Source organism: Azohydromonas lata NBRC 102462 (genome assembly GCF_001571085.1).
In the GTDB taxonomy this organism is placed as follows: Bacteria; Pseudomonadota; Gammaproteobacteria; order Burkholderiales; family Burkholderiaceae_C; genus Azohydromonas; species Azohydromonas lata.
In genome coordinates this window covers 24,979-47,469 of sequence record NZ_BCTC01000010.1, presented here as the reverse complement: position 1 = coordinate 47,469, position 22,491 = coordinate 24,979, and the positions used below count along the sequence as shown (strand labels likewise).

Annotated in this window: 21 protein-coding genes and 1 tRNA gene; 18 read left to right on the top strand and 4 right to left on the bottom strand. The window is 67.3% G+C overall.

Translation table 11 applies throughout. From position 1 onward, the window contains the following. Positions 1 to 21: 21 nt before the first annotated feature. Both hscA and fdx read left to right on the top strand, forming a co-directional pair. Positions 22 to 1,890: a Fe-S protein assembly chaperone HscA gene (gene hscA, locus ALA01S_RS05860; protein WP_066333375.1), complete on the top strand. Its 1,869-nt coding sequence runs from the start codon at positions 22 to 24 to the stop codon at positions 1,888 to 1,890. Positions 1,891 to 1,911: 21 nt separating this feature from the next. Next, entirely contained in the window at positions 1,912 to 2,250 is a 339-nt protein-coding gene (fdx, locus tag ALA01S_RS05855) for an ISC system 2Fe-2S type ferredoxin (RefSeq protein ID WP_066333373.1), read from the top strand. A 185-nt stretch (positions 2,251 to 2,435) separates the two neighbouring features. Here fdx and ALA01S_RS05850 read toward each other — a convergent pair whose 3' ends face one another. The 4 genes from ALA01S_RS05850 to ALA01S_RS05835 all read right to left on the bottom strand — a co-directional run bounded on the left by ALA01S_RS05850 (position 2,436) and on the right by ALA01S_RS05835 (position 6,359). After that, positions 2,436 to 3,230, bottom strand: coding sequence for an ABC transporter ATP-binding protein (locus ALA01S_RS05850; protein WP_066333369.1), 795 nt, complete (start codon positions 3,228 to 3,230; stop codon positions 2,436 to 2,438). A 29-nt stretch (positions 3,231 to 3,259) separates the two neighbouring features. Further along, entirely contained in the window at positions 3,260 to 4,147 is an 888-nt protein-coding gene (gene ntrB, locus ALA01S_RS05845; RefSeq protein ID WP_066333367.1) for a nitrate ABC transporter permease, read from the bottom strand. Positions 4,148 to 4,178: 31 nt separating this feature from the next. Further along, positions 4,179 to 5,444 (bottom strand): CmpA/NrtA family ABC transporter substrate-binding protein, encoded by a 1,266-nt coding sequence (locus tag ALA01S_RS05840; protein ID WP_066333365.1) that lies wholly within the window; start codon positions 5,442 to 5,444, stop codon positions 4,179 to 4,181. Positions 5,445 to 5,726: 282 nt separating this feature from the next. Next, positions 5,727 to 6,359, bottom strand: a complete 633-nt coding sequence (locus ALA01S_RS05835; protein ID WP_066333362.1) for an ANTAR domain-containing response regulator — start codon at positions 6,357 to 6,359, stop codon at positions 5,727 to 5,729. A gap of 73 nt (positions 6,360 to 6,432) precedes the next feature. Here ALA01S_RS05835 and tsaD point away from each other — a divergent pair, with 73 nt between their 5' ends. The 16 genes from tsaD to nuoH all read left to right on the top strand — a co-directional run bounded on the left by tsaD (position 6,433) and on the right by nuoH (position 22,490). After that, positions 6,433 to 7,467: a tRNA (adenosine(37)-N6)-threonylcarbamoyltransferase complex transferase subunit TsaD gene (gene tsaD / locus ALA01S_RS05830; protein ID WP_066333360.1), complete on the top strand. Its 1,035-nt coding sequence runs from the start codon at positions 6,433 to 6,435 to the stop codon at positions 7,465 to 7,467. 94 nt (positions 7,468 to 7,561) lie between these two features. Continuing rightward, positions 7,562 to 8,755 (top strand): pyridoxal phosphate-dependent aminotransferase, encoded by a 1,194-nt coding sequence (locus ALA01S_RS05825; RefSeq protein ID WP_157118786.1) that lies wholly within the window; start codon positions 7,562 to 7,564, stop codon positions 8,753 to 8,755. A gap of 148 nt (positions 8,756 to 8,903) precedes the next feature. Continuing rightward, positions 8,904 to 9,173, top strand: a complete 270-nt coding sequence (gene rpsO / locus ALA01S_RS05820; protein ID WP_028997524.1) for a 30S ribosomal protein S15 — start codon at positions 8,904 to 8,906, stop codon at positions 9,171 to 9,173. A gap of 206 nt (positions 9,174 to 9,379) precedes the next feature. Continuing rightward, complete coding sequence (gene pnp / locus ALA01S_RS05815) at positions 9,380 to 11,671, top strand: polyribonucleotide nucleotidyltransferase (protein ID WP_066333358.1); 2,292 nt, start codon at positions 9,380 to 9,382, stop codon at positions 11,669 to 11,671. Between the two features lie 5 nt (positions 11,672 to 11,676). Next, positions 11,677 to 12,663, top strand: coding sequence for an NAD(P)H-quinone oxidoreductase (locus tag ALA01S_RS05810; protein ID WP_066333356.1), 987 nt, complete (start codon positions 11,677 to 11,679; stop codon positions 12,661 to 12,663). An 11-nt stretch (positions 12,664 to 12,674) separates the two neighbouring features. Continuing rightward, entirely contained in the window at positions 12,675 to 13,421 is a 747-nt protein-coding gene (gene tpiA / locus ALA01S_RS05805; protein ID WP_066333352.1) for a triose-phosphate isomerase, read from the top strand. A 33-nt stretch (positions 13,422 to 13,454) separates the two neighbouring features. Then, entirely contained in the window at positions 13,455 to 13,871 is a 417-nt protein-coding gene (gene secG / locus ALA01S_RS05800) for a preprotein translocase subunit SecG (RefSeq protein WP_066333350.1), read from the top strand. A 266-nt stretch (positions 13,872 to 14,137) separates the two neighbouring features. Further along, a tRNA-Leu gene (locus ALA01S_RS05795) sits at positions 14,138 to 14,222 on the top strand. Between the two features lie 163 nt (positions 14,223 to 14,385). After that, complete coding sequence (locus tag ALA01S_RS05790) at positions 14,386 to 14,745, top strand: NADH-quinone oxidoreductase subunit A (protein ID WP_066333348.1); 360 nt, start codon at positions 14,386 to 14,388, stop codon at positions 14,743 to 14,745. 44 nt (positions 14,746 to 14,789) lie between these two features. Then, a complete protein-coding gene (locus tag ALA01S_RS05785; RefSeq protein ID WP_066333346.1) occupies positions 14,790 to 15,266 on the top strand; it encodes a NuoB/complex I 20 kDa subunit family protein in 477 nt (158 codons plus the stop codon). Positions 15,267 to 15,291: 25 nt separating this feature from the next. Continuing rightward, positions 15,292 to 15,891, top strand: coding sequence for an NADH-quinone oxidoreductase subunit C (locus ALA01S_RS05780; protein WP_066333344.1), 600 nt, complete (start codon positions 15,292 to 15,294; stop codon positions 15,889 to 15,891). A gap of 10 nt (positions 15,892 to 15,901) precedes the next feature. Beyond that, on the top strand, positions 15,902 to 17,155 hold the full coding sequence (locus ALA01S_RS05775; RefSeq protein WP_066333336.1) for an NADH-quinone oxidoreductase subunit D: 1,254 nt from the start codon (positions 15,902 to 15,904) through the stop codon (positions 17,153 to 17,155). Next, on the top strand, positions 17,152 to 17,649 hold the full coding sequence (locus ALA01S_RS05770) for an NADH-quinone oxidoreductase subunit NuoE family protein (protein ID WP_066333333.1): 498 nt from the start codon (positions 17,152 to 17,154) through the stop codon (positions 17,647 to 17,649). Before ALA01S_RS05775 ends, ALA01S_RS05770 begins: the two co-directional genes overlap by 4 nt. 5 nt (positions 17,650 to 17,654) lie before the next feature. Further along, a complete protein-coding gene (gene nuoF, locus ALA01S_RS05765) occupies positions 17,655 to 18,995 on the top strand; it encodes an NADH-quinone oxidoreductase subunit NuoF (RefSeq protein WP_066333497.1) in 1,341 nt (446 codons plus the stop codon). A gap of 83 nt (positions 18,996 to 19,078) precedes the next feature. After that, complete coding sequence (gene nuoG, locus ALA01S_RS05760; protein WP_066333330.1) at positions 19,079 to 21,409, top strand: NADH-quinone oxidoreductase subunit NuoG; 2,331 nt, start codon at positions 19,079 to 19,081, stop codon at positions 21,407 to 21,409. 13 nt (positions 21,410 to 21,422) lie between these two features. Continuing rightward, positions 21,423 to 22,490 carry an NADH-quinone oxidoreductase subunit NuoH gene (gene nuoH / locus ALA01S_RS05755; RefSeq protein ID WP_066333329.1) on the top strand — a complete coding sequence of 356 codons (1,068 nt, stop codon included), beginning with the start codon at positions 21,423 to 21,425 and terminating at the stop codon, positions 22,488 to 22,490. Position 22,491: the final 1 nt, after the last annotated feature.

Below are 22,491 nucleotides of genomic sequence, written 5' to 3'. Positions count from 1 at the left end.
GGTTTTCCAGAACAAATACTCATGGCACTGCTTCAGCTCTCCGAACCCGGCCAGACGCCGGACCCGCACCAGCGGCGCATCGCCGTCGGCATCGACTTGGGCACCACGCACTCGCTGGTGGCCGCGGTGCGTCATGGGGTGGCCGAGTGCCTGCCGGACGAGCAGGGCCGCGTCATCCTGCCCTCGGCCGTACGTTACCTGGAAGGCGGTCGCCGCCAGATCGGCCACGAAGCCCTGGCCGTGCAGGCGGACGACCCGGAGAACACGGTGGTCTCCGTCAAGCGGTTCATGGGCCGCAAGCTGGCTGACTTGAGTGGCCACGCCAAGTTGCCCTACCGCTTCGTGGACCAGCCCGGCATGGTGGCCGTGCACACGCGCGAGGGGGTGAAGTCGCCCGTGGAGGTGTCCGCCGAGATCCTGGCCACGCTGCGCTTTCGCGCCGAGGACACGTTCAACGACGACCTGTTCGGCGCCGTCATCACCGTCCCGGCCTACTTCGACGACGCGCAGCGCCAGGCCACCAAGGACGCGGCCAAGCTCGCCGGCATCAACGTGCTGCGCCTGATCAACGAGCCCACCGCGGCGGCCGTGGCCTACGGCCTGGACAACGGCAGCGAGGGCCTCTACGCCGTCTACGACCTGGGCGGCGGCACCTTCGACATCTCGCTGCTGCGCCTGACCAAGGGCGTGTTCGAGGTGGTGGCCACCGGCGGCGATGCCGCGCTGGGCGGTGACGACTTCGACGCCCTGTTGGCCGACTGGGCCCTGGCGCAAAGCGGCCGCGAGGCCGTGGGCGCCGACTTCAGCGCCCACGACAAGCGTGCGCTGCTGGTCAGCGCCCGCGCCGCCAAGGAAGCGCTCAGCGCCGCCGGGCAGGCCGTGCTGCGCTGCGAGTTGGCCGACGGCCTCATCGAGGTGCCGGTCACGCGCTCGCAGTTCGAGGCGATCACCAAGCCGCTGGTGGACCGCACGCTGACCTCGGTGCGCCGCGTGCTGCGCGACGCCAAGGTGGCGCGCGACGAGGTGCAAGGCGTGGTCATGGTCGGCGGCTCCACGCGCATGCCCGTGGTGCGCCATGCCGTGGGCGCCTTCTTCGAGCGCGAGCCGCTGGTCAATCTCAACCCCGACGAAGTGGTGGCCCTGGGCGCCGCGGTGCAGGCGCACCAGCTTGCCGGCCACGCCGGCGCCGACGACATCCTGCTGCTGGACGTCATTCCGCTGTCGCTGGGCATAGAGACCATGGGCGGCCTGGTGGAGCGCATCATCGAGCGCAACACCACCATTCCCGTGGCCAAGGCGCAGGAGTTCACCACCTTCAAGGACGGCCAGACCGCCATGGCCATCCACGTGGTGCAGGGCGAGCGCGAGCTGGTCTCCGATTGCCGCTCGCTGGCGCGCTTCGAGCTGCGCGGCATCCCGCCCATGGTGGCCGGCGCCGCGCGCATACGCGTGACCTTCGAGGTTGACGCCGACGGCCTGCTGCACGTCTCCGCCCGCGAACAAAGCACGGGCGTGGAGGCCGCGGTGCAGGTGAAACCCAGCTACGGCCTGGCCGACGAGGACATCGCCCGCATGCTGCAGGAGAGCTTCTCGCAGGCCGATGCCGACATGAGCGCCCGCGCGCTGCGCGAAGCCCGCGTGGACGCCGAACGCATGCTGCTGGCCACGCAGTCGGCCCTGGCTGCCGACGCGGACCTGCTCTCCGAGCGCGAACGCGCCGACATCGCCGTGCTCATGCGCGAGCTCGCCGAAGCGGCCCAGGGCGAGGATCACACCGTCATCAACGCCGCCGTCGAGCGTCTGGCCAAGGGCACGGAAGCCTTTGCCGCCGCGCGCATGAACCGCGGCATCCAGTCGGCGCTCACCGGCCGCACCATCGAAGAAGTCTGAAGCTCAAGGGAAACCCACTCCATGCCCGTCATCCGCATCCTTCCCCACCCGGAGTACTGTCCCGAAGGCGCCAGCGTCAAGGCCGAGCGCGGCACCTCCCTCTGCGAGGCACTGCTGGACAACGGCATTGAGATCGAGCACGCCTGCGAGCTCAGTTGCGCCTGCACCACCTGTCACGTCGTGGTGCGCGAGGGCTTCAGCTCGCTGGGCGAAATGGACGAAGCCGAGGAAGACCTGCTGGACCGTGCCTGGGGGCTGGAGCCCACCTCGCGCCTGTCCTGCCAGGCCATCGTGTCCGACCAGGACGTGACCATCGAGATCCCCAAGTACTCGATCAACCACGCCCGCGAGAAGCACTGACGCACCGGCTTGAGGCCGCGTCGAAAACAAGAAGGGGGCTGCGGCCCCCTTCGCGTTTTGTGCGGCTGGCCAGCGGCCCCTGAAAAAAACGCCTGCGTGCCGAGGCAACGCAGGCGTGAAGGTCAGGACGGCGGCGCCGCGGGCGCGCGCCGCCCCACTGCAGGACCAGTGGGCTGCTGGCGCCGTCAGGCGGCGCGCTTCTCGCCGTGGCGGGTGTAGAGGAAGTCCAGCACCTGCTTGCGCAGCCGGATGTAGTTCAAGTCCTCGGCCAGCGCGACGCGGTCGCGCGGACGCAGCAGGTCCACGGTGGCGATCTCGCCGATGGTGGCGGCCGGACCGTTGGTCAGCATCACGATGCGGTCGGACAGCAGCACGGCCTCGTCCACGTCGTGCGTGACCATCACCACCGTGCTCCTGGTGCGCGCCACGATGCGCAGCAGCTCGTCCTGGAGCTTGGCGCGGGTCAGCGCGTCCAGGGCGCCGAAGGGCTCGTCCATCAGCAGCACCTTGGGCTCCATGGCCAGGGCGCGGGCGATGCCCACGCGCTGCTTCATGCCGCCGGAGATCTCGTTTGGGCGCTTGGTGACGGCGTGGCTCATGCCGACCAGCTCCAGCGCCGCCAGCGTGCGTTCCTTGAGCTGCGCCTTGCCTTCCTTGGCACCGAAGACCCGCTCCACGCCCAGGTGCACGTTGTCGAAGCAGCTGAGCCAGGGCAGCAGCGAGTGGTTCTGGAACACCACGGCCCGCTCGGGGCCCGGGCCGGTGATCTCGCGGTTCTCGCACAGCAGCACGCCCTGGGAGGGCAGCGTCAGCCCGGCGATGAGGTTGAGCAGCGTGCTCTTGCCGCAGCCGGAGTGGCCGATGAGCGTCACGAACTCGCCCTCGGCGATGCGCAGGTTGATGCCCTGCAGCGCATGGAAGCGGCCCTTCTTGGTGTTGAACACCATCTCGGCGCCTTCGATGCTGATGAAGTTTTGCATGGTGGACCTCGTGGGAGCGGGTGTTCGGATCACTCGTCGAAGGAGAAGCGCTTGGCCAGGGCCACCAGCGCCTGCTCCAGCAGCAGGCCCACCACGCCGATGACGACGATGGCGATGATGATGTGCTGCACGTTGAGGTTGTTCCACTCGTCCCAGACCCAGAAGCCGATCCCGACGCCGCCGGTGAGCATCTCCGCGGCCACGATCACCAGCCAGGCGGTGCCGACCGACAGACGCACGCCGGTGAGCATGTAGGGCAGCACGGCGGGGAAGAGGATCTTGCGCGCCAGCGTCAGCTCGCTCAGGTTGAGCACCCGCGCCACGTTGAGGTAGTCCTGCGGCACCCGCTGCACGCCCACGGCGGTGTTGATGACCATGGGCCAGATCGAGCAGATGAAGATGGTCCAGATGGCGGCCGGGTTGGCGGCCTTGAACACCAGCAGGCCGATGGGCAGCCAGGCCAGGGGCGACACCGGGCGCAGCAGGCTCACCAGCGGCGAAATCATGCGGTTGAGCACGGCGAAGCGGCCGATGAGAAAGCCCAGCGGAATGCCCACCAGCGCCGCCAGGCCGAAGCCCACGGCCACGCGCTGCAGCGAGTTCAGGATGTTCCAGCCGATGCCCTGGTCGTTGGGGCCCTTGCGGTAGAACGGGTCGGCAAAGAGCTGTACCGCGGCGTCCCAGGTCGCCGCCGGCGAGGGGAAGGTGGTGCTGTTCATGGTGAGCAGCGCCCAAATGCCCACCAGCAGCGCGATGCCGGCCATGGGCGGCAGCACGGCGGCGGCGAGGGCACGCACATCGATGAGCGGGCGGCGTGGGGCTGCGGCCTTGGGGGCCGGCGTTGCGGCGGGCGCGGGCTTGGTGGGCGACGCGGACTCTGCCGCGGCGGCCGGGGAATGGAAAACGGCACTGACCATGGTCGGGCTCCTGTCAGGAATGGGGCAGGGGTCAGGCCGCGGCGGCCTTGAGCTTGAACGAGTCGGCGTACTTGGCGGGATCCTTGCCGTCCCAGACCACGCCGTCGATGAGCTTGCTGCTGCGCATCACGTCCTTGGGTGCAGTGATCTTCATGGCCGAGGCCACCTCGCGGTACAGGTCGACCTGGTTGATCTGCTTGGCCACGCCCAGGTAGTCCGGGTGCGCCTTGAGCAGGCCCCAGCGCTTGTGCTGGGTGAGGAACCACATGCCGTCGGAGAGGTAGGGGAAGTTCACCGCGCCGTCGTTGAAGAACTTCATGTGGTTGGGGTCGTCCCAGGTCTTGCCCAGGCCGTTCTGGTAGCGGCCCAGGATGCGCTGGTTGATGGCGTCCACGCCCGTGTTGACGTAGGACTTGTCGGCCACCGTCTCGGCCATCTTCATCTTGTTCTGCAGGCTGGCGTCAATCCAGCGGCCGGCTTCCAGCACGGCCATCATCACGGCGCGGGCGGTGTTGGGGTACTTCTTGACGAAGTCGCCCGTGGTGCCCAGGACCTTCTCGGGGTGGTCCTTCCAGATGTCCTGCGTGGTGACGGCGGTGATGCCGATGCCGTCCATGATGGCGCGGTGGCCCCAGGGCTCGCCCACGCAGTAGCCGTCCATGTTGCCCACGCGCATGTTGGCCACCATCTGCGGCGGCGGCACGGTGATGACCTTGGCGTCCTTCATCGGGTCGATGCCCGCGCTGGCCAGCCAGTAGTACAGCCACATGGCGTGCGTGCCGGTGGGGAAGGTCTGGGCGAAGGTGTAGTCGCGCTTGTCCTTGGCCATCACCTTGGCCAACGAGGCGCCGTCCACCGCGCCGGCCTCGGCCAGCTTCTTGGACAGCGTGATGGCCTGTCCGTTGTGGTTGAGCGTCATCAGCACGGCCATGTCCTTCTTCGGACCGCCCACGCCCAGGTGCACGCCGTAGATCAAGCCGTAGAGCACGTGCGCCATGTCGAGCTCGCCGTTGACCAGCTTGTCGCGCACGCCGGCCCAGGAGGCTTCCTTGGTTGCGACGATCTTGACGCCGTACTTCTTGTCGAAGCCCAGCACCGAGGCCATGACGACGGATGCGCAGTCGGTCAGCGGGATGAAGCCGATGCGCACCTCCTCCTTCTCGGGCTTGTCCGAGCCGGCGGCGTACACGGCGGCTTGCAGCCCCGGGATCAAGCCACCGGTGGCGGCGGTGGCTGCCCCGGCAGCGGCGGCCTTGACGAGCGTGCGGCGTCCCATGTTGATCGCGTCCTTGTCCATTCGGAGTCCTGCAAATAGCTTTTCGACCGGCAATGAAAAAACGGCGTCCCTGTGACCCGCGGTGCAGAAGACACCTGCGGGGCATGGGGACGCCGTCGTCCTTGTGGCGTTCCGACCGACCTTGGTCGAATGCCGTTTGATTCGTCAGGAGATCGCCTTTGACCTCCTGCCTGGGTTAACGCAAGCGCTGTGCCAGCTCTTGATCCCGGGAAATGCCGCTTGAGGTGGGATCCATGCACCAAGCCGGGTTTTTGTTACAGCGTGTGTGCGCTGCTTTGGTGCTTACCCGAGCAAGTCGGCCACATCGATGATGCGCTGCGCTACTTCGGCGAGCTTCAGGCCCTTGTCCATGGCGGTCTTGCGCAGCCGGGCATAGGCCTGGGCTTCGTCTATGCCCTGGCGCTTCATGAGCAGGCCCTTGGCGCGCTCGACGACCTTGCGCTCGTCGAGCTGGCTGCGGGCGTCGGCGAGCTGGCGGCGCAGTTCCTCTTCGTGACGAAAGCGCGCCATGGCCACGTCCAGCACCGACTTGATGCGCTGCGGCGCTAGCCCGGCCACGACGTAGGCCGTCACGCCAGCGGCGATGGCGTCGTCCACGCGCGAGGTGTCCTCGTCGTCGGTGAACAGGACGATGGGCCGGCGCGCGTCGCGCGTGGCCATCACGACATGCTCCAGGGTGTCGCGCGCCTGGCTCTCCGCGTCCACGATGATCATGTCCGGCTGTATCTGCGCCAGCCGGTCGGGCAGGAAGGGGTCTATGGGCAGCACCGCAACGATGTTGTAGCCGTGCTGCAGCAGGCCGATGCGCAGGCTGCGCGAGCGCTCGACCTCGACCATGGCGGCGGTGTCCGACGGGTCGGGGTTCATGGAGTCCGGCGCGACGATGACGATGCGCAAGGCCTGCGGAGATTTCATGGGCCGCACGGCTTGCAAGCTTCACGCCATCGGTATCCAAAGGCAAACGGCCCGCTGGCTACACTGCCGCACCATGAATGTGCTGGGTATCGAATCTTCCTGCGACGAGACGGGTGTGGCCCTCGTCCAGATCCCGTCCGACGGCAGTGCGCCCAAGCTCAAGGCGCACGCGCTGCACAGCCAGATCGAGATGCACCGTGCCTATGGCGGCGTGGTACCTGAGCTGGCTTCGCGCGATCACATCCGCCGCGTGCTGCCGCTGGCGCGGCAGGTGTTCGCGGACGCCGGCTGCACGCTGGAGGATGTGGACGTCGTGGCCTACACGCGCGGCCCCGGCCTGGCCGGCGCGCTGCTGGTCGGCGCGGGCGTGGCCTGCGCGCTGGCGGCCGCGCTGGGCAAGCCGACGCTGGGCATACACCACCTCGAAGGCCATCTGCTGTCGCCCTTCCTTTCCGACGACCCGCCGGAGTTTCCCTTCGTGGCGCTGCTCGTCTCCGGCGGCCATACGCAGCTCATGCGCGTGCAGGGCGTGGGCGAGTACGAGCTGCTCGGCGAAACGATTGACGACGCCGCCGGCGAAGCTTTCGACAAGTCGGCCAAGTTGCTGGGCCTGGGCTACCCGGGCGGGCCGGCGCTTTCCAGGCTCGCCGAGTTCGGCAACCCCGAGGCGTTCGCCTTGCCGCGCCCGCTGCTGCACAGCGGCAACCTGGACTTCTCCTTTGCCGGGCTCAAGACGGCGGTGATGACGCAGTTGCGCAAGCTGGGCCCTGAGGTGTGCGAGCAGCCCAAGGCGGATCTGGCGGCCAGCACCCAGGCCGCCATCGTGGACGTGCTCAGCAGCAAGTCCATGAAGGCGCTCAAGGCCACCGGGCTCAAGCGGCTGGTGGTGGCCGGCGGCGTGGGTGCCAACCGTGCGCTGCGCACCAATTTGAATGCCCTTTGCCGCCGCGCCGGCGTGCGCGTGCACTACCCCGAGCTGCATTTGTGCAGCGACAACGGCGCCATGATCGCCCTGGCGGGCGCCATGCGGCTGCAAAGCGGCCGGGCCACGGCCGAGCATGACTACGCCTTCGACGTGAAGCCGCGCTGGCCGCTGGCCGAAGCCTGACTTTCACGCCGACCAAAGGGGCAGGGCGCCGCGGCGCCTTTGGCCGGTACAGCGTTCTCCTCCACCGACTGCCGTCCATAGGGACGATAGAGCCATGCACGACTTCATCCGCTCTCCGCTGGCGGCGCTGCCCGCCTCCCGTATCCGCGAAGTGGCCAATGCCGGCCTGGGCCGCCCTGACGTGCTGGCCTTCTGGTTCGGCGAAAGCGACGAGGTCACGCCGCTGGAGGTGCGCGAGGCCGCCGCCGCGTCGCTCATGCGCGGCGAGACCTTCTACGCCCACAACCTGGGCCTGCCGGAACTGCGCAGGGCGCTGGCGCAGTACGTCTCGGCGCTGCATGCACCGGTGGAGGTGGAGCGCATCGCCGTCACCAGCTCCGGCGTGAGCGCCCTCATGGTGGCGGCACAGCTGCTGCTGTCCGCCGGCGACGAGGCCGTCGCGGTGGTCCCGGTATGGCCCAACATCACCGCGCAGCCGGAAATCCTGGGTGCTCGGGTGAAGCGCGTGTCGCTGCATCCGCACCAGGGCGCCTGGCGGCTGGACCTGCAGAAGCTGCTGGACGCCATCACCCCCGCCACGCGCGCGCTGCTGGTCAACGCGCCCAACAACCCCACGGGCTGGACGCTGTCGCGCGTCGAGCAGCAGGCCCTTCTGGATCACTGCCGCCGCACCGGCACCTGGATAGTCGCCGACGAGGTTTACGAGCGGCTGTGGTGGGGCGAGGGGCCGAATGAAGCGATCGGCCAGGCCGCCGCGCCCAGCTTCCTGGATATCGCGGCGCCTGAGGACAGGCTCATCGTCACGCAAAGCTTTTCCAAGAGCTTTTTGATGACCGGCTGGCGCTTGGGCTGGCTGGTGCTGCCGCGCGACGCGAACGGGCAGTCGCTGGCCACGGCGGGCAAGCTGCTGGAGTTCAACAGCTCCTGCGCGCCGGTGTTCGTCCAGCGCGGCGCGCTGCAGGCGCTGGCCATGGCCGACGATTTCGTGCCCGCGCTGGTGGCGCGTATCCAGGCCGGGTGCAACACGCTGGTGCAGGGGCTGCAGGCCTTGCCAGGCGTCGAGTTGGCGCCGCCGCAGGGCGGCATGTACGCCTTCTTCCGCATTGAAGGCCAGGACGACTCGCTGGCCTTGGCCAAGCGCCTGGTGGCCGACCACGGCCTGGGCCTGGCACCGGGCTGCGCCTTCGGCGACGAAGGGGAAGGGTGGCTGCGCTGGTGCTTCGCCTCGCAGGACGTGGAACGCCTTCGGCTGGGCGTGCAACGCCTCACTTGGGCGCTTGGCCTATAATCGAGGGCTTCGCGTGCCTGTAACCGGGTGCGCGGAGATTCCAAGAGCACGGCGCGGGTCGGTTTCACCCGCGACCGCAAGTAACCCGGAAACCGCGGCGGCCTGAGCCAGGCCCGTGCCCCGGTTTCCAGCACAGGAAACTCCACTCATGGCAGTTGCTGACATCAAGACGGCCGACATCGTCGCCGCCAACGCCCGCGGCCCCGCGGACACCGGTTCTCCCGAAGTCCAGGTCGCCCTGCTGACGGCTCGCATCAACGAGCTGACCCCCCACTTCAAGACCCACGCCAAGGACCACCACGGCCGTCGCGGTCTGCTCAAGATGGTCAACCAGCGCAAGCGCCTGCTGTCCTACCTGAAGAGCAAGGATGCCGACCGCTACGTCGCCCTGATCCAGAAGCTGGGCCTGCGCAAGTAAGCCTTGCATGATTGACGGGAGCCTGTTCTGCGGTCGCAGCACAGGCTCTTTGTCTTTGGAGAGCTGAGGAAACCGGCGTTGATGTGTCATTCCAAGGGGGCTGCGGCTTGCTGCAGTCCCGCTGGAATGGCATCCGCCCCGTCCTCGACGTGCTCCCGGTTCCCTGGCACCACCGCCCAAAGCGTGCCGACTATCCGGAGAAAAGAATGAGCCTGTTCAACAAGGTCACCAAGACGTTCCAGTGGGGTCAACACAGCGTCACGCTGGAAACCGGCGAGATCGCGCGCCAGTCCAGCGGCGCCGTCATCGTCAACATCGAGGACACCGTGGTGCTGGCCACCGTCGTGGCCGCCAAGAATGCCAAGCCGGGCCAGGACTTCTTCCCGCTGACGGTGGACTACCTCGAGAAGACCTACGCCGCGGGCAAGATCCCTGGCAGCTTCTTCAAGCGCGAAGGCCGTCCCAGCGAGCTGGAAACGCTCACCAGCCGCCTCATCGACCGTCCCATCCGCCCGCTGTTCCCCGAAGGCTTCTACAACGAGGTGCAGGTGGTCATCCACGTGCTCTCGCTGAACCCGGAAGTGCCGGCTGACATCCCCGCCCTGATCGGCGCCAGCGCCGCGCTGGCCATCAGCGGCATCCCGTTCAACGGCCCCATCGGCGCCGCGCGCGTGGGCTACGCCAACGGCGAGTACATCCTCAACCCGACCAAGGAACAGCTGGCCACGACCCAGATGGATCTCGTGGTCGCCGGCACCGAGGCTGCCGTGCTGATGGTGGAGTCCGAGGCCGACATGCTCACCGAAGAGGTGATGCTGGGCGCCGTGGTGTTCGGCCACGAGCAGGGCAAGGTGGCGATCGCCGCCATCAACGAGCTGGTGCGCGACGCCGGCAAGGCCGAGTGGAGCTGGCAGCCGCCGGCCAAGGACGAGGACTTCATCGCCAAGGTCACGGCCCTGGCCGAAGAGCCGCTGCGCGCCGCCTACCAGATCCGCTCCAAGCAGGCCCGCACCCAGGCCGCCCGCGAAGCCTATGCCGGCGTCAAGGCCGCGCTGAAGGAGCAGGGCGTGGCTTTCGACGACGTCAAGGTTGACGGCCTGCTGTTTGACATCGAGGCCCGCCTGGTGCGCAGCCAGATCCTCAATGGCGAGCCGCGCATCGACGGCCGCGACACCCGCACCGTGCGTCCCATCGAGATCCGCACCAGCGTGCTGCCGCGCACCCACGGCTCGGCGCTGTTCACCCGCGGCGAGACGCAGGCCCTGGTGGCCGCCACGCTGGGCACCGAGCGCGACGCGCAGCGCATCGACGCGCTGGCCGGCGAGTTCGAAGAGCGCTTCATGCTGCACTACAACATGCCCCCGTTCGCCACCGGCGAGACGGGCCGCGTGGGCAGCCCCAAGCGCCGCGAGATCGGCCACGGCCGCCTGGCCAAGCGCGCGCTGGTCGCCGCGCTGCCGAGCAAGGACGAGTTCCCCTACACCATCCGCGTCGTCTCCGAGATCACGGAGTCCAACGGCTCCTCGTCCATGGCGTCCGTCTGCGGCGGCTGCCTGAGCCTGATGGATGCCGGCGTGCCGATGAAGGCGCACGTGGCCGGCATCGCCATGGGCCTGATCAAGGAAGGCAACCGCTTCGCGGTGCTGACCGACATCCTGGGCGACGAGGACCACCTCGGCGACATGGACTTCAAGGTGGCCGGCACGACCAACGGCATCACCGCCCTGCAGATGGACATCAAGATCCAGGGCATCACCAAGGAAATCATGCAGGTCGCCCTGGCCCAGGCCAAGGAAGCGCGCCTGCACATCCTGGGCAAGATGCAGGAAGCCGTGGGCGGCGCCCGCGAGGACGTGTCGCAGTTCGCCCCGCGCCTGTACACGCTCAAGATCAACCCCGAGAAGATCCGCGACGTGATCGGCAAGGGCGGCGCCACCATCCGCGCGCTGACCGAGGAAACCGGCACGCAGATCGACATCGCCGAGGACGGGACCATCACCATCGCCTCCACCGATGCCGAGCGCGCCGAGTTCGCCAAGAAGCGCATCCAGGAAATCACGGCCGAGGTCGAAGTCGGCAAGATCTACGAGGGTCCGATCACCAAGATCCTGGACTTCGGTGCCCTAGTGAACCTGCTGCCCGGCAAGGACGGCCTGCTGCACATCAGCCAGATCGCCCACCAGCGCGTGGAGCGGGTCACCGACTTCCTGAGCGAAGGCCAGGTGGTCAAGGTCAAGGTGCTGGAGACCGACGACAAGGGCCGCGTCAAGCTGTCCATGAAGGCGCTGATCGAGCGTCCTGAAGGCATGCCGGCGGACGAGGACCGTCCCCGCCGCGACTACGGCGACCGTCCCCGCCGCGACTACGGCGACCGTGGTGACCGCGGTGATCGTCCTCGCCGCGAGCCGCGCGAGCCGCGTGCCGACATGAACGGCAGCGGCGGCGAGCAGCAGCCGGTGGTGGCGCAGCCCCAGACGGGCGAAGGCCAGGGCGAGTAAACGCCATGCGTGCCGTCGAGATCGGCCAGTTCGGCGGGCCCGAGGTGCTGCGTCTGGTGACGCGGCCCGCCCCGGTGCCCGCCGCGGGTGAATTGCTAGTGCGCGTGAGCGCGTCGGGTGTCAATCGCCCCGACGTCGTGCAGCGCAAGGGCCATTACCCGGCGCCGCCAGGCGCTTCCGACCTGCCTGGGTTGGAAGTGGCCGGCACGGTGGTGGGCGGCGACCCGGCCGAGCTTGCGGCGGCCGGCTTCAAGCTCGGCGACCGCGTGTGCGCGCTGGTGGCCGGCGGCGGCTATGCCGAGCTGTGCGTGGCGCCCATTGCGCAGGCGCTGCCCGCGCCGGCGGCGCTGTCTGACGTGGAAGCGGCTGCGCTTCCGGAGACCTTCTTCACGGTGTGGCAGAACGTCTTCGAGATCGCGCGGTTGCAGCCCGGCGAGACGCTGCTGGTGCAAGGCGGCTCCAGCGGGATTGGCGTCACCGCCATCCTGCTGGCCAAGGCGCTGGGCTCGCAGGTCATCGTCACTGCAGGCAGCGACGACAAGTGCGCCGCCTGCGTGGCGTTGGGCGCCGACCATGCCATCAACTACCGCACGCAGGACTTCGTCGAGGAGGCCAAGCGCCTCACCGGCGGCCGCGGTGTGAACGTGGTGCTGGACATGGTGGCGGGCGACTACGTCGGCCGTGAGCTGCAGTGCCTGGCTGACGACGGCCGCCTGGCCATCATCGCCGTGCAAGGCGGCACCAAGAGCGCCATAGATGCCGGACTGGTGCTGCGCAAGCGGCTGCAGATCACCGGCTCCACGCTGCGCGCGCGCACCGTGGCCTACAAGGCGCAACTGGCCCAGGCGCTGCGCGACAAAGTCTGGCCGCTGATCGAGGCCGGGCGCGTGAAGCCCGTCATCCACAAGGTTTTCGACGCCGCGCAGGCGGCCGAGGCGCATGCGCTCATGGAATCGAGCACGCATGTGGGCAAGATCGTTCTGACTTGGTGAATCAAGAAATCATGACTTCTAGACGCAAGCTGGTGGTGGGGAACTGGAAGATGCACGGCAGCCACAAGGCCAACGCCGAGCTGCTGGAGGGCGTGCTGGCTGCGCGTCCGTTCGGCGCCGACGTGGCGGTGTGCGTGCCGTTCCCTTTCCTGTCCGAAACCGCCGTCACGCTGGCGGCCAGCGACATTCGCTGGGGTGCACAGGACTGCTCGGCGCACGAGCAGGGTGCCTACACCGGCGAGGTGTCGGCGGCCATGCTGCGCGAGTTCGGTTGCCGCTGGGTGATCGTGGGCCACTCCGAGCGTCGCGCCTACCATGGCGAGAGCGACCAGCTCGTGGCCGACAAGGCCAAGATCGCTCTGGCCCATGGCATCACGCCCATCGTGTGCGTGGGTGAGACGCTGGCGCAGCGCGAGGCCGGCGAGACCGCCGCCGTGGTCAAGCGCCAGCTCTCGGCCGTGATCCACACATTGGGCCATTGCGTGTCGGAGATGGTCGTGGCCTACGAGCCGGTGTGGGCCATCGGCACCGGCAAGACCGCCACGCCGGAGCAGGCGCAGGAAGTGCACGCGCTGCTGCGCGCACAGTTGCTGGCTGCCACGCCGCGTGCTGGCGAGATGCGGCTGCTCTATGGCGGCAGCGTCAAGGCCGACAACGCCGCGACCCTTTTCGCGCAACCCGACATCGACGGCGGCCTCATCGGTGGCGCCGCGCTGAAAGCGGCCGACTTCGCCGCCATCTGCCGCGCCGCGGGCTGAGCGCCGCGCGCATTCCGAGACAACGAGAGATCTATGCAAATCTGGTTCAACATCGTCCTGGCGGTGCAACTGGTGTCGGCCGTGGCCATGATCGGCCTGGTGCTGGTGCAGCACGGCAAGGGCGCCGACATGGGCGCCTCCTTCGGCAGCGGCGCGTCGGGCAGCCTCTTCGGCGCCACCGGCAGCGCCAACTTCCTGTCGCGCTCCACGGCGGCCTGCGCCACCGTGTTCTTCGTGTGCACGCTTGCGCTGGCTTACCTGTCGAGCTACCGGCCCACGCCGGCGGCCAACGGCGGCACCAGCGTGCTCGATCAGGGCGTGCCCGCGGCCAGTGCGCCGGCGGCTTCGGCGCCTGCGCAAGTCCCGGGGGCCATTCCCGGTGCCATCCCGGGTGCTGCTGCGCCCGCCGTGCCCGCACCTGCGGCCTCGGACGCGATTCCGGCCCGGTAATTGGAAAGAGCCCCTGTCGTGGCCGCGTTTTGCGCGTCCACGTCAGCCGGCTGCAAAGCGCCTCTTGTAAGGTGTGAGCCTGCGTCAACAGCGCAGGCTTGGCTGGTCCGGAAGGATTGGTTGCGTCCGGGAAGAAACGGACGCACTGGCTCACCGAGCGAGCCGGCAAATTTCTTCGGGTTGTCCCCCGAATTGGGGAAAGCTGGTATAGAATTCAGGGCTGCCGACAAGCAATTCCTCAAGCAAGTCGTGCAGTGCCTGACAAGGCCGACGTGGTGAAATTGGTAGACACGCTATCTTGAGGGGGTAGTGGCGAAAGCTGTGCGAGTTCGAGTCTCGCCGTCGGCACCAAACAATCTCGACCTCTCTGCAAGGTTCAGAACCGGCGCCTTGCAAGGCGCCCTGGAAAAGGCAGAGGACCCGCGGGCGCGCTCGGTAGGCAGTTCAAGCTGCCTGGGGCGCGCTTTTTTATGGTCGATTTTTTTTGACTCACCCAACCGAGCTCAGCACGCACATGGACCTGCAGCAGTATCTGCCCGTCATTTTGTTCATCCTGGTTGGCGTCGGGGTTGGCGTCGCTCCCCAGATCCTGGGTTTCGTGCTGGGACCCAACCGGCCTGACGCGCAAAAGAACTCGCCCTACGAGTGCGGCTTCGAAGCTTTCGAAGATGCGCGCATGAAGTTTGACGTGCGCTACTACCTGGTGGCCATTCTCTTCATCCTGTTCGACCTGGAGATCGCCTTCTTGTTCCCTTGGGCGGTCTCGCTGCGCGAAATCGGTGTGTCAGGTTTCGTGGCCATGATGGTGTTCTTGACCATCCTGGTGGTTGGCTTCATCTACGAGTGGAAAAAAGGCGCCCTGGATTGGGAATGAGCTTGGTATTCGACTCGTTAAACGAACATTGACGGACTGACCCCATGGGCATCGAAGGCGTACTCAAGGAAGGCTTCGTCACCACCTCGGTGGACAAGCTGATCAACTGGTCGAAGACGGGCTCGCTGTGGCCCATGACCTTCGGCCTCGCATGCTGTGCGGTGGAGATGATGCACGCGGGCGCCGCCCGCTACGACATCGACCGCTTCGGCATGCTGTTCCGTCCCAGCCCGCGCCAGAGCGATCTGATGATCGTGGCGGGCACGCTGTGCAATAAGATGGCGCCGGCGCTGCGCAAGGTGTACGACCAGATGGCCGAGCCGCGCTGGGTGCTGTCGATGGGCACCTGCGCCAACGGCGGCGGCTACTACCACTACAGCTATGCCGTGGTGCGTGGTTGCGACCGCATCGTGCCGGTGGACGTCTACGTGCCGGGCTGTCCGCCCACGGCAGAGGCGCTGCTCTACGGCATCCTGCAGCTGCAGGCCAAGATCCGGCGCGAGAACACCATCGCGCGCTGAACGCTCCCCGGCTGGCAATAACCGCATGACCACTTCTCTCGACAACCTGCAGTCGGCGCTGGAAGCTGCGCTGGGTGGCCGGATCAAGGCCTTCAAGCGCGACCGCGGCGAAATCACCATCACCATCCCGGCGGCCGACTATGCCGACGCGATGCGCCTGCTGCGCGACGATGCGCGGCTGAAGTTCGAGCAGCTCATCGACCTCTGCGGCGTGGACTACTCGGCGTACAAGGACCAGCCCTGGGATGGGCTGCGCTTCTGCGTGGTGGTGCACCTGATGTCCGTGAGCCTGAACTGGCGGCTGCGCGTCAAGGTGTTCGCGCCGGAAGACGACCTGCCCATCGTGGCCTCGGTCACCGAGATCTGGAGCGCGGCCAACTGGTTCGAGCGCGAGGCCTTCGACCTCTACGGCATCGTCTTCGACGGCCACATCGACCTGCGCCGCCTGCTTACCGACTACGGCTTCATCGGCCACCCGTTCCGCAAGGATTTCCCCATCTCCGGCCACGTGGAGATGCGCTACGACACCGAGACCAAGCGCGTCATCTACCAGCCCGTGACGATCGAGCCGCGCGAGATCACGCCGCGGATCATCCGGGAAGAAAACTACGGCGGCCTGCACTGAACAACGCGCCATGGCAGAGATCAAGAACTACACCCTGAACTTCGGCCCGCAGCACCCGGCCGCGCACGGCGTGCTGCGCCTGGTGCTGGAGCTCGACGGCGAAGTGATCCAGCGCGCCGATCCCCATATCGGTCTGCTGCACCGCGCCACCGAAAAGCTGGCCGAGACCAAGACCTACATCCAGTCGCTGCCCTACATGGACCGCCTGGACTACGTCTCGATGATGTCCAACGAGCACGCTTACTGCCTCGCGGTGGAGAAGCTGCTGGGCATCGAGGTGCCGCTGCGCGCGCAGTACATCCGCGTGATGTTCGCCGAGCTCACCCGCCTGCTGAACCACCTGCTGTGGCTGGGCTGCCACGGGCTGGACTGCGGCGCGATGAACATCCTCATCTACTGCTTCCGCGAGCGTGAGGACATCTTCGACATGTACGAGGCGGTGTCGGGCGCGCGCATGCACGCGGCCTACTTCCGTCCGGGCGGCGTCTACCGCGACCTGCCGGACAGCATGCCGCAGTACAAGCCGTCCAAGATCCGCAACGCCAAGGCGATCTCCAAGCTCAACGAGAACCGCCAGGGCTCGATGCTGGATTTCATCGAGGACTTCTGCAACCGCTTCCCCAAGAACGTCGACGACTACGAGACGCTGCTGACCGACAACCGCATCTGGAAGCAGCGTACCGTGGGCATTGGCGTGGTCAGCCCGGAACGCGCGCTGAACATGGGCTTCACCGGCCCCATGCTGCGTGGCTCCGGCATCGCGTGGGACCTGCGCAAGCAGCAGCCCTACGACGTCTATGACCGCATGGACTTCGACGTTCCGCTGGGCACCAACGGCGACACCTACGACCGTTATCTGGTGCGCGTGCAGGAAATGCGCGAGGCCAACAAGATCATCCAGCAGTGCGTGAAGTGGCTCAAGGCCAACCCCGGCCCGGTCATCACCGACAACCACAAGGTGGCGCCGCCTCCGCGCGTGGACATGAAGTCCAACATGGAAGAGCTGATCCACCACTTCAAGCTCTTCACCGAAGGCTTCCACGCGCCCGAGGGCGAGGTGTATGCCGGCGTTGAGCATCCCAAGGGTGAGTTCGGCATCTACTTCATCAGCGACGGCGCCAACAAGCCCTACCGCATGAAGATCCGCGCCCCCGGCTTCGTGCACCTCTCGGCCCTGGACGAGATGGCGCGTGGCCACATGATCGCGGACGCCGTGGCCGTGATCGGCACCATGGACATTGTTTTCGGCGAGATCGATCGATGAGTTCGCAAGCCTTCTTCGGCCCCTCCACGCTGGAGCGTTTCGCGCGCGAGGTGGCCAAGTATCCCGCCGGCCAACAGCAGTCGGCCGTCATGGCCTGCCTGTCCATCGTGCAGCAGGAGCAGGGCTACGTGTCGCGCGAGGCCGAGGCCGCCATCGCCGACTACCTGGCCATGCCCGCCATCGCGGTGCACGAGGTCACGACCTTCTACAACATGTACAACCAGCGCAAGCTGGGCAAGTACAAGCTCAACGTCTGCACCAACCTGCCTTGCCAGCTGCGCAACGGCCAGGGCGCGCTCGAGCACCTCTGCAGCAAGCTGGGCGTGGAAGAGGGCGGCACGACGGCCGACGGCCTCATCACCGTCCAGAAGTGCGAGTGCCTGGGCGCCTGCGCCGACGCCCCCGTGATGCTGGTCAACGACCGCCAGATGCTGAGCTTCATGAGCAACGAGCGCCTGGACGAGCTGGTCGACACGCTCAAGGCGCAAGGGTGAACCGCATGCTCGACCTCTCGAAATTCCAGGCAACCGGCCGCGAGACCTGCTTCCACGGCCGCCACATCCAGCCCCAGATCTACGCTGGCCTCGATGGCAGCAACTGGCGTCTCAAGGACTACGAGTCGCGCGGCGGCTACCAGGCGCTGAAGAAGATTCTGGGCCTGGACGGCGGCTCCGGCATGACGCCGGAGCAGGTCATCGCCGAGGTCAAGGCGTCGGGCCTGCGTGGCCGCGGCGGCGCGGGCTTCCCCACCGGCCTGAAGTGGAGCTTCATGCCGCGCGCCTTCCCGGGCGCCAAGTACCTGGTGTGCAACTCGGACGAGGGCGAACCGGGCACGTGCAAGGACCGGGACATCCTCAACTACAACCCGCACATCGTCATCGAAGGCATGGCCATCGCTGCCTACGCGATGGGCATCAACACGGGCTACAACTACATCCACGGCGAAATCTTCGAAGTCTATGAGCGCTTCGAGGCCGCTTTGGAAGAGGCCCGTGCCGCCGGCTACCTCGGCGACAAGGTCATGGGCAGCGGTTTCAGCTTCCAGCTGCACGCGCACCACGGCTTCGGCGCCTACATCTGCGGCGAAGAGACGGCGCTGATCGAGTCCATCGAAGGCAAGAAGGGCCAGCCGCGCTTCAAGCCGCCGTTCCCGGCCAGCTTCGGCCTGTACGGCAAGCCCACGACGATCAACAACACCGAGACCTTCGGCGCGGTGCCCTGGATCATCCGCAACGGCGGCCAGGCCTACCTCGAGGTCGGCAAGCCCAACAACGGCGGCACCAAGATCTTCTCGGTGGTCGGCGACGTGAACGAGCCGGGCAACTTCGAGATTCCGATGGGCACACCCTTCGCGACGCTGCTGGAAATGGCCGGCGGCGTCACCAAGGGCCGCAAGCTCAAGGCGGTGATCCCGGGTGGTTCTTCGTCTCCCGTGTTGCCGGCCCACATCATGATGGACTGCACGCTGGACTATGACTCCATCGCCAAGGCCGGCTCCATGCTGGGCTCGGGCGCCGTCATCGTGATGGACGACAGCCGCTGCATGGTCAAGAGCCTGCTGCGCCTGTCGTACTTCTACCAGCACGAAAGCTGCGGCCAGTGCACGCCCTGCCGCGAAGGCACGGGCTGGCTGTGGCGCATGGTGGATCGCATCGAGCATGGCAAGGGTCGCATGGAAGACCTGGACCTGCTGAACTCGGTGGCCGACAACATCCAGGGCCGAACCATTTGCGCGCTGGGCGACGCTGCGGCGATGCCGGTGCGCGCGATGCTCAAGCATTTCCGCGACGAGTTCGCGTACCACGTCGAAAACAAGCGCTGCCTCGTCGGCGGAGCCTGAGACACAACTGCAAAAGGTGAAGGTGCATTGCATCGGGGCGGTCCACGTCCTTGCGCGCGGTAGCGCCTTCACCCAACAAAGCCATGGTTGAAATCGAACTCGACGGCAAGAAGGTGAGCGTTGCCGAAGGCAGCATGGTGATGCATGCGGCCGAGGCTGCCGGCACCTACATCCCGCACTTCTGCTACCACAAGAAACTGTCCATCGCGGCCAACTGCCGCATGTGCCTGGTGGAAGTTGAGAAGGCTCCCAAGCCGCTGCCCGCCTGCGCCACGCCGGTGACGCAGGGCATGATCGTGCGCACCAAGAGCGACAAGGCGGTCAAGGCCCAGCAGTCGGTGATGGAGTTTCTCCTCATCAACCACCCGCTGGACTGCCCCATCTGCGACCAGGGCGGCGAGTGCCAGCTGCAGGATCTGGCCGTGGGCTACGGCGGCTCCTCCTCGCGCTACACCGAGGAAAAGCGCGTGGTGTTCCACAAGGACGTGGGCCCGCTGATCTCCATGGAGGAGATGACCCGCTGCATCCACTGCACCCGCTGCGTGCGCTTTGGCCAGGAAGTGGCCGGCGTGATGGAGCTGGGCATGCTGCACCGCGGCGAGCACGCCGAGATCACCACCTTCGTCGGCCAGACGGTGGACTCCGAGCTGTCGGGCAACATGATCGACCTCTGCCCGGTCGGCGCCCTCACCAGCAAGCCTTTCCGCTACAGCGCCCGCACCTGGGAGCTCTCGCGCCGCAAGAGCGTGAGCCCGCACGACAGCACCGGCGCCAACCTGATCGTTCAGGTCAAGGCCAACCAGGTCAAGCGCGTGCTGCCGCTGGAGAACGAGGCCGTCAACGAATGCTGGCTGGCTGACCGCGACCGCTTCAGCTACGACGCGCTCAACAGCACCTCCCGCCTGACTGCCCCGATGATCAAGCAGGGCGGCCAGTGGCAGACGGTGGACTGGACCACGGCGCTGGAGTTCGTGGCCAACGGCCTCAAGCAGGTCAAGGGCGAGTTCGGTGCCCAGGGCATCGGCGCCATCGGCTCCGCCCACAGCACGGTGGAAGAGCTGCACCTGCTGGCCAAGCTGGTGCGCGGCTTCGGCAGCGACAACATCGACTACCGCACCCGCCACGCCGACTTCGCCAACGTCGATGCGCCGGGCACGGCCCGCTGGCTGGGCATGCCCATCGCCGAGCTCTCGACGCTGGACCGCGCCTTCGTCATCGGCTCCTTCCTGCGCAAGGACCACCCGCTGTTCGCGCAGCGCCTGCGCCAGGCCGCGCGCCACGGCGCCCAGGTCAGCAGCCTGCATGCGCTGAAGAACGACTGGCTGCTGCCGCTGGCCCACCAGGTCACCGCCGCTCCGAGCGCCTGGGTGCAGTCTCTGGCTGAGGTGGCCGCCGCCGTGGCCGCCAGCGCCGGCGTGGCCGCGCCCGTCAAGGCCGAGCCCACCGACGCGGCCCGCGCCGTGGCCGAGTCGCTGCTGTCCGGCCAGAACAAGGCCGTGCTGCTGGGCAACGCCGCCGCGCAGCATCCGCAAGCCTCGACGCTGCTGAAGCTGGCCAACTGGATCGCCGAGCACACCGGCGCCAAGGTCGGCTACCTGACCGAAGCGGCCAACACCGTGGGCGCCCAGCTCGTCGGCGCGCTGCCCAAGCAGGGTGGCCTCAACGCCGGCCAGATGCTGTCGCAACCCATGAAGGCGCTGCTGCTGCTCAACACCGAGCCGGTGTGGGACGCCGCCGATGCCGCCGCGGCCGCCGCGGCCCTCCAGGGTTCCGGCCTGGTCGTGGCACTGACCGCGTTCAAGGACGCCGCCATCCCCAACGCCGACGTGATGCTGCCCATCGCGCCGTTCGCCGAGACCGCCGGCAGCTTCGTCAACGCCGAAGGCCGCCTGCAGAGCTTCTTCGGCGTGGTCAAGCCCGTGGGCGAGACCCGTCCGGCCTGGAAGGTGCTGCGCGTGCTGGGCAACCTGTTGGGCCTGGACGGCTTCAACCAGGAAAGCGCTGAAGAGGTTCGCGCCGAGGCGCTGGGCGACGGCAGCGGCATCGCCGCCAAGCTCTCCAACCGCAGCGCCGCGCAACTGCCGGCCGCCATCGCCGCCGCCACGCCGGGCCTGTACGAGCGCATCGCCGACGTGCCCGTGTACGGCACGGACATGCTGGTGCGCCGCTCCGGCCCGCTGCAGCTCACGGCCGACGCCCGTCCGCCCGCCGTGGGCCTGCCCACCGCGCTGTGGCAAGCCTTGGGCTTGGCCGATGGCCAGCGCGTGCGCGTGAGCCAGGGCTCCGCCAGCGCCGAGCTGCCGGCCCGTGAGGATTCGACGCTGGCCCCCAATGCCGTGCGCGTGAGCGCCGCGCACCCGGATACCGCCACGTTGGGCGCCATGTTTGGCGCCATCACCGTGCAGAAGCTCTGAGGATGGCCAAGCGATGATTGATTCCCTCTACCAATTCGGCAGCGCGAACGTGCCACCAACCTTGTGGCTGGTGCTGTGGTCGCTGATCAAGATCGTCGCGGTCGTGGCGCCGCTCATGGGCTGCGTGGCCTACCTGACGCTGTGGGAGCGCAAGGCCATCGGCTGGTCGCAGATCCGTCCAGGCCCCAACCGGGTCGGCCCCTTCGGCCTGCTCACGCCCATCGCCGACGCGGTCAAGCTGATGTTCAAGGAGATCATCCGGCCGACCGCTGCCAACAAGGGCCTGTTCTTCCTGGGCCCCGTCATGACCATCATGCCGGCCCTGGCCGCTTGGGCCGTGGTGCCCTTCGGTCCTGACGTGGCCCTGGCCAACGTCAACGCCGGCCTGCTGTTCCTGATGGCCATCACCTCGCTGGAGGTGTACGGCGTGATCATCGCCGGCTGGGCCTCGAACTCGAAGTACGCCTTCCTGGGCGCGCTGCGCGCTTCGGCCCAGATGGTGAGCTACGAGATCGCCATGGGCTTCTGTCTCGTGGTGGTGCTCATGGTGGCCGGCAGCCTGAACATGACCGAGGTCGTCCTGTCGCAGGGCCGTGGGCGCTTCGCCGAGATGGGCCTGAGCTTCCTGTCGTGGAACTGGCTGCCGCTGCTGCCCATCTTCGTCGTGTACTTCATCTCCGGCCTGGCCGAGACCAACCGCCATCCGTTCGACGTGGTGGAAGGCGAGTCCGAGATCGTGGCCGGTCACATGATCGAGTACTCGGGCATGAGCTTCGCCATGTTCTTCCTGGCCGAGTACGCCAACATGATCCTGGTCTCCACGCTGGCCGTGATCCTGTTCCTCGGCGGCTGGCTGTCCCCGATCGACAGCGTCTTCTTCAACTGGATCCCGGGCTGGATCTGGCTGGCCGCCAAGGTCTTCGTCGTGGTGACGATGTTCCTGTGGGTCCGCGCCACGTTCCCCCGCTTCCGTTACGACCAGATCATGCGTCTGGGCTGGAAGATCTTCATCCCGGTCACCCTCGTGTGGCTGCTGGTGGTGGGTCTGTGGATCCAGTCGCCCTGGAACATCTGGAACTGAG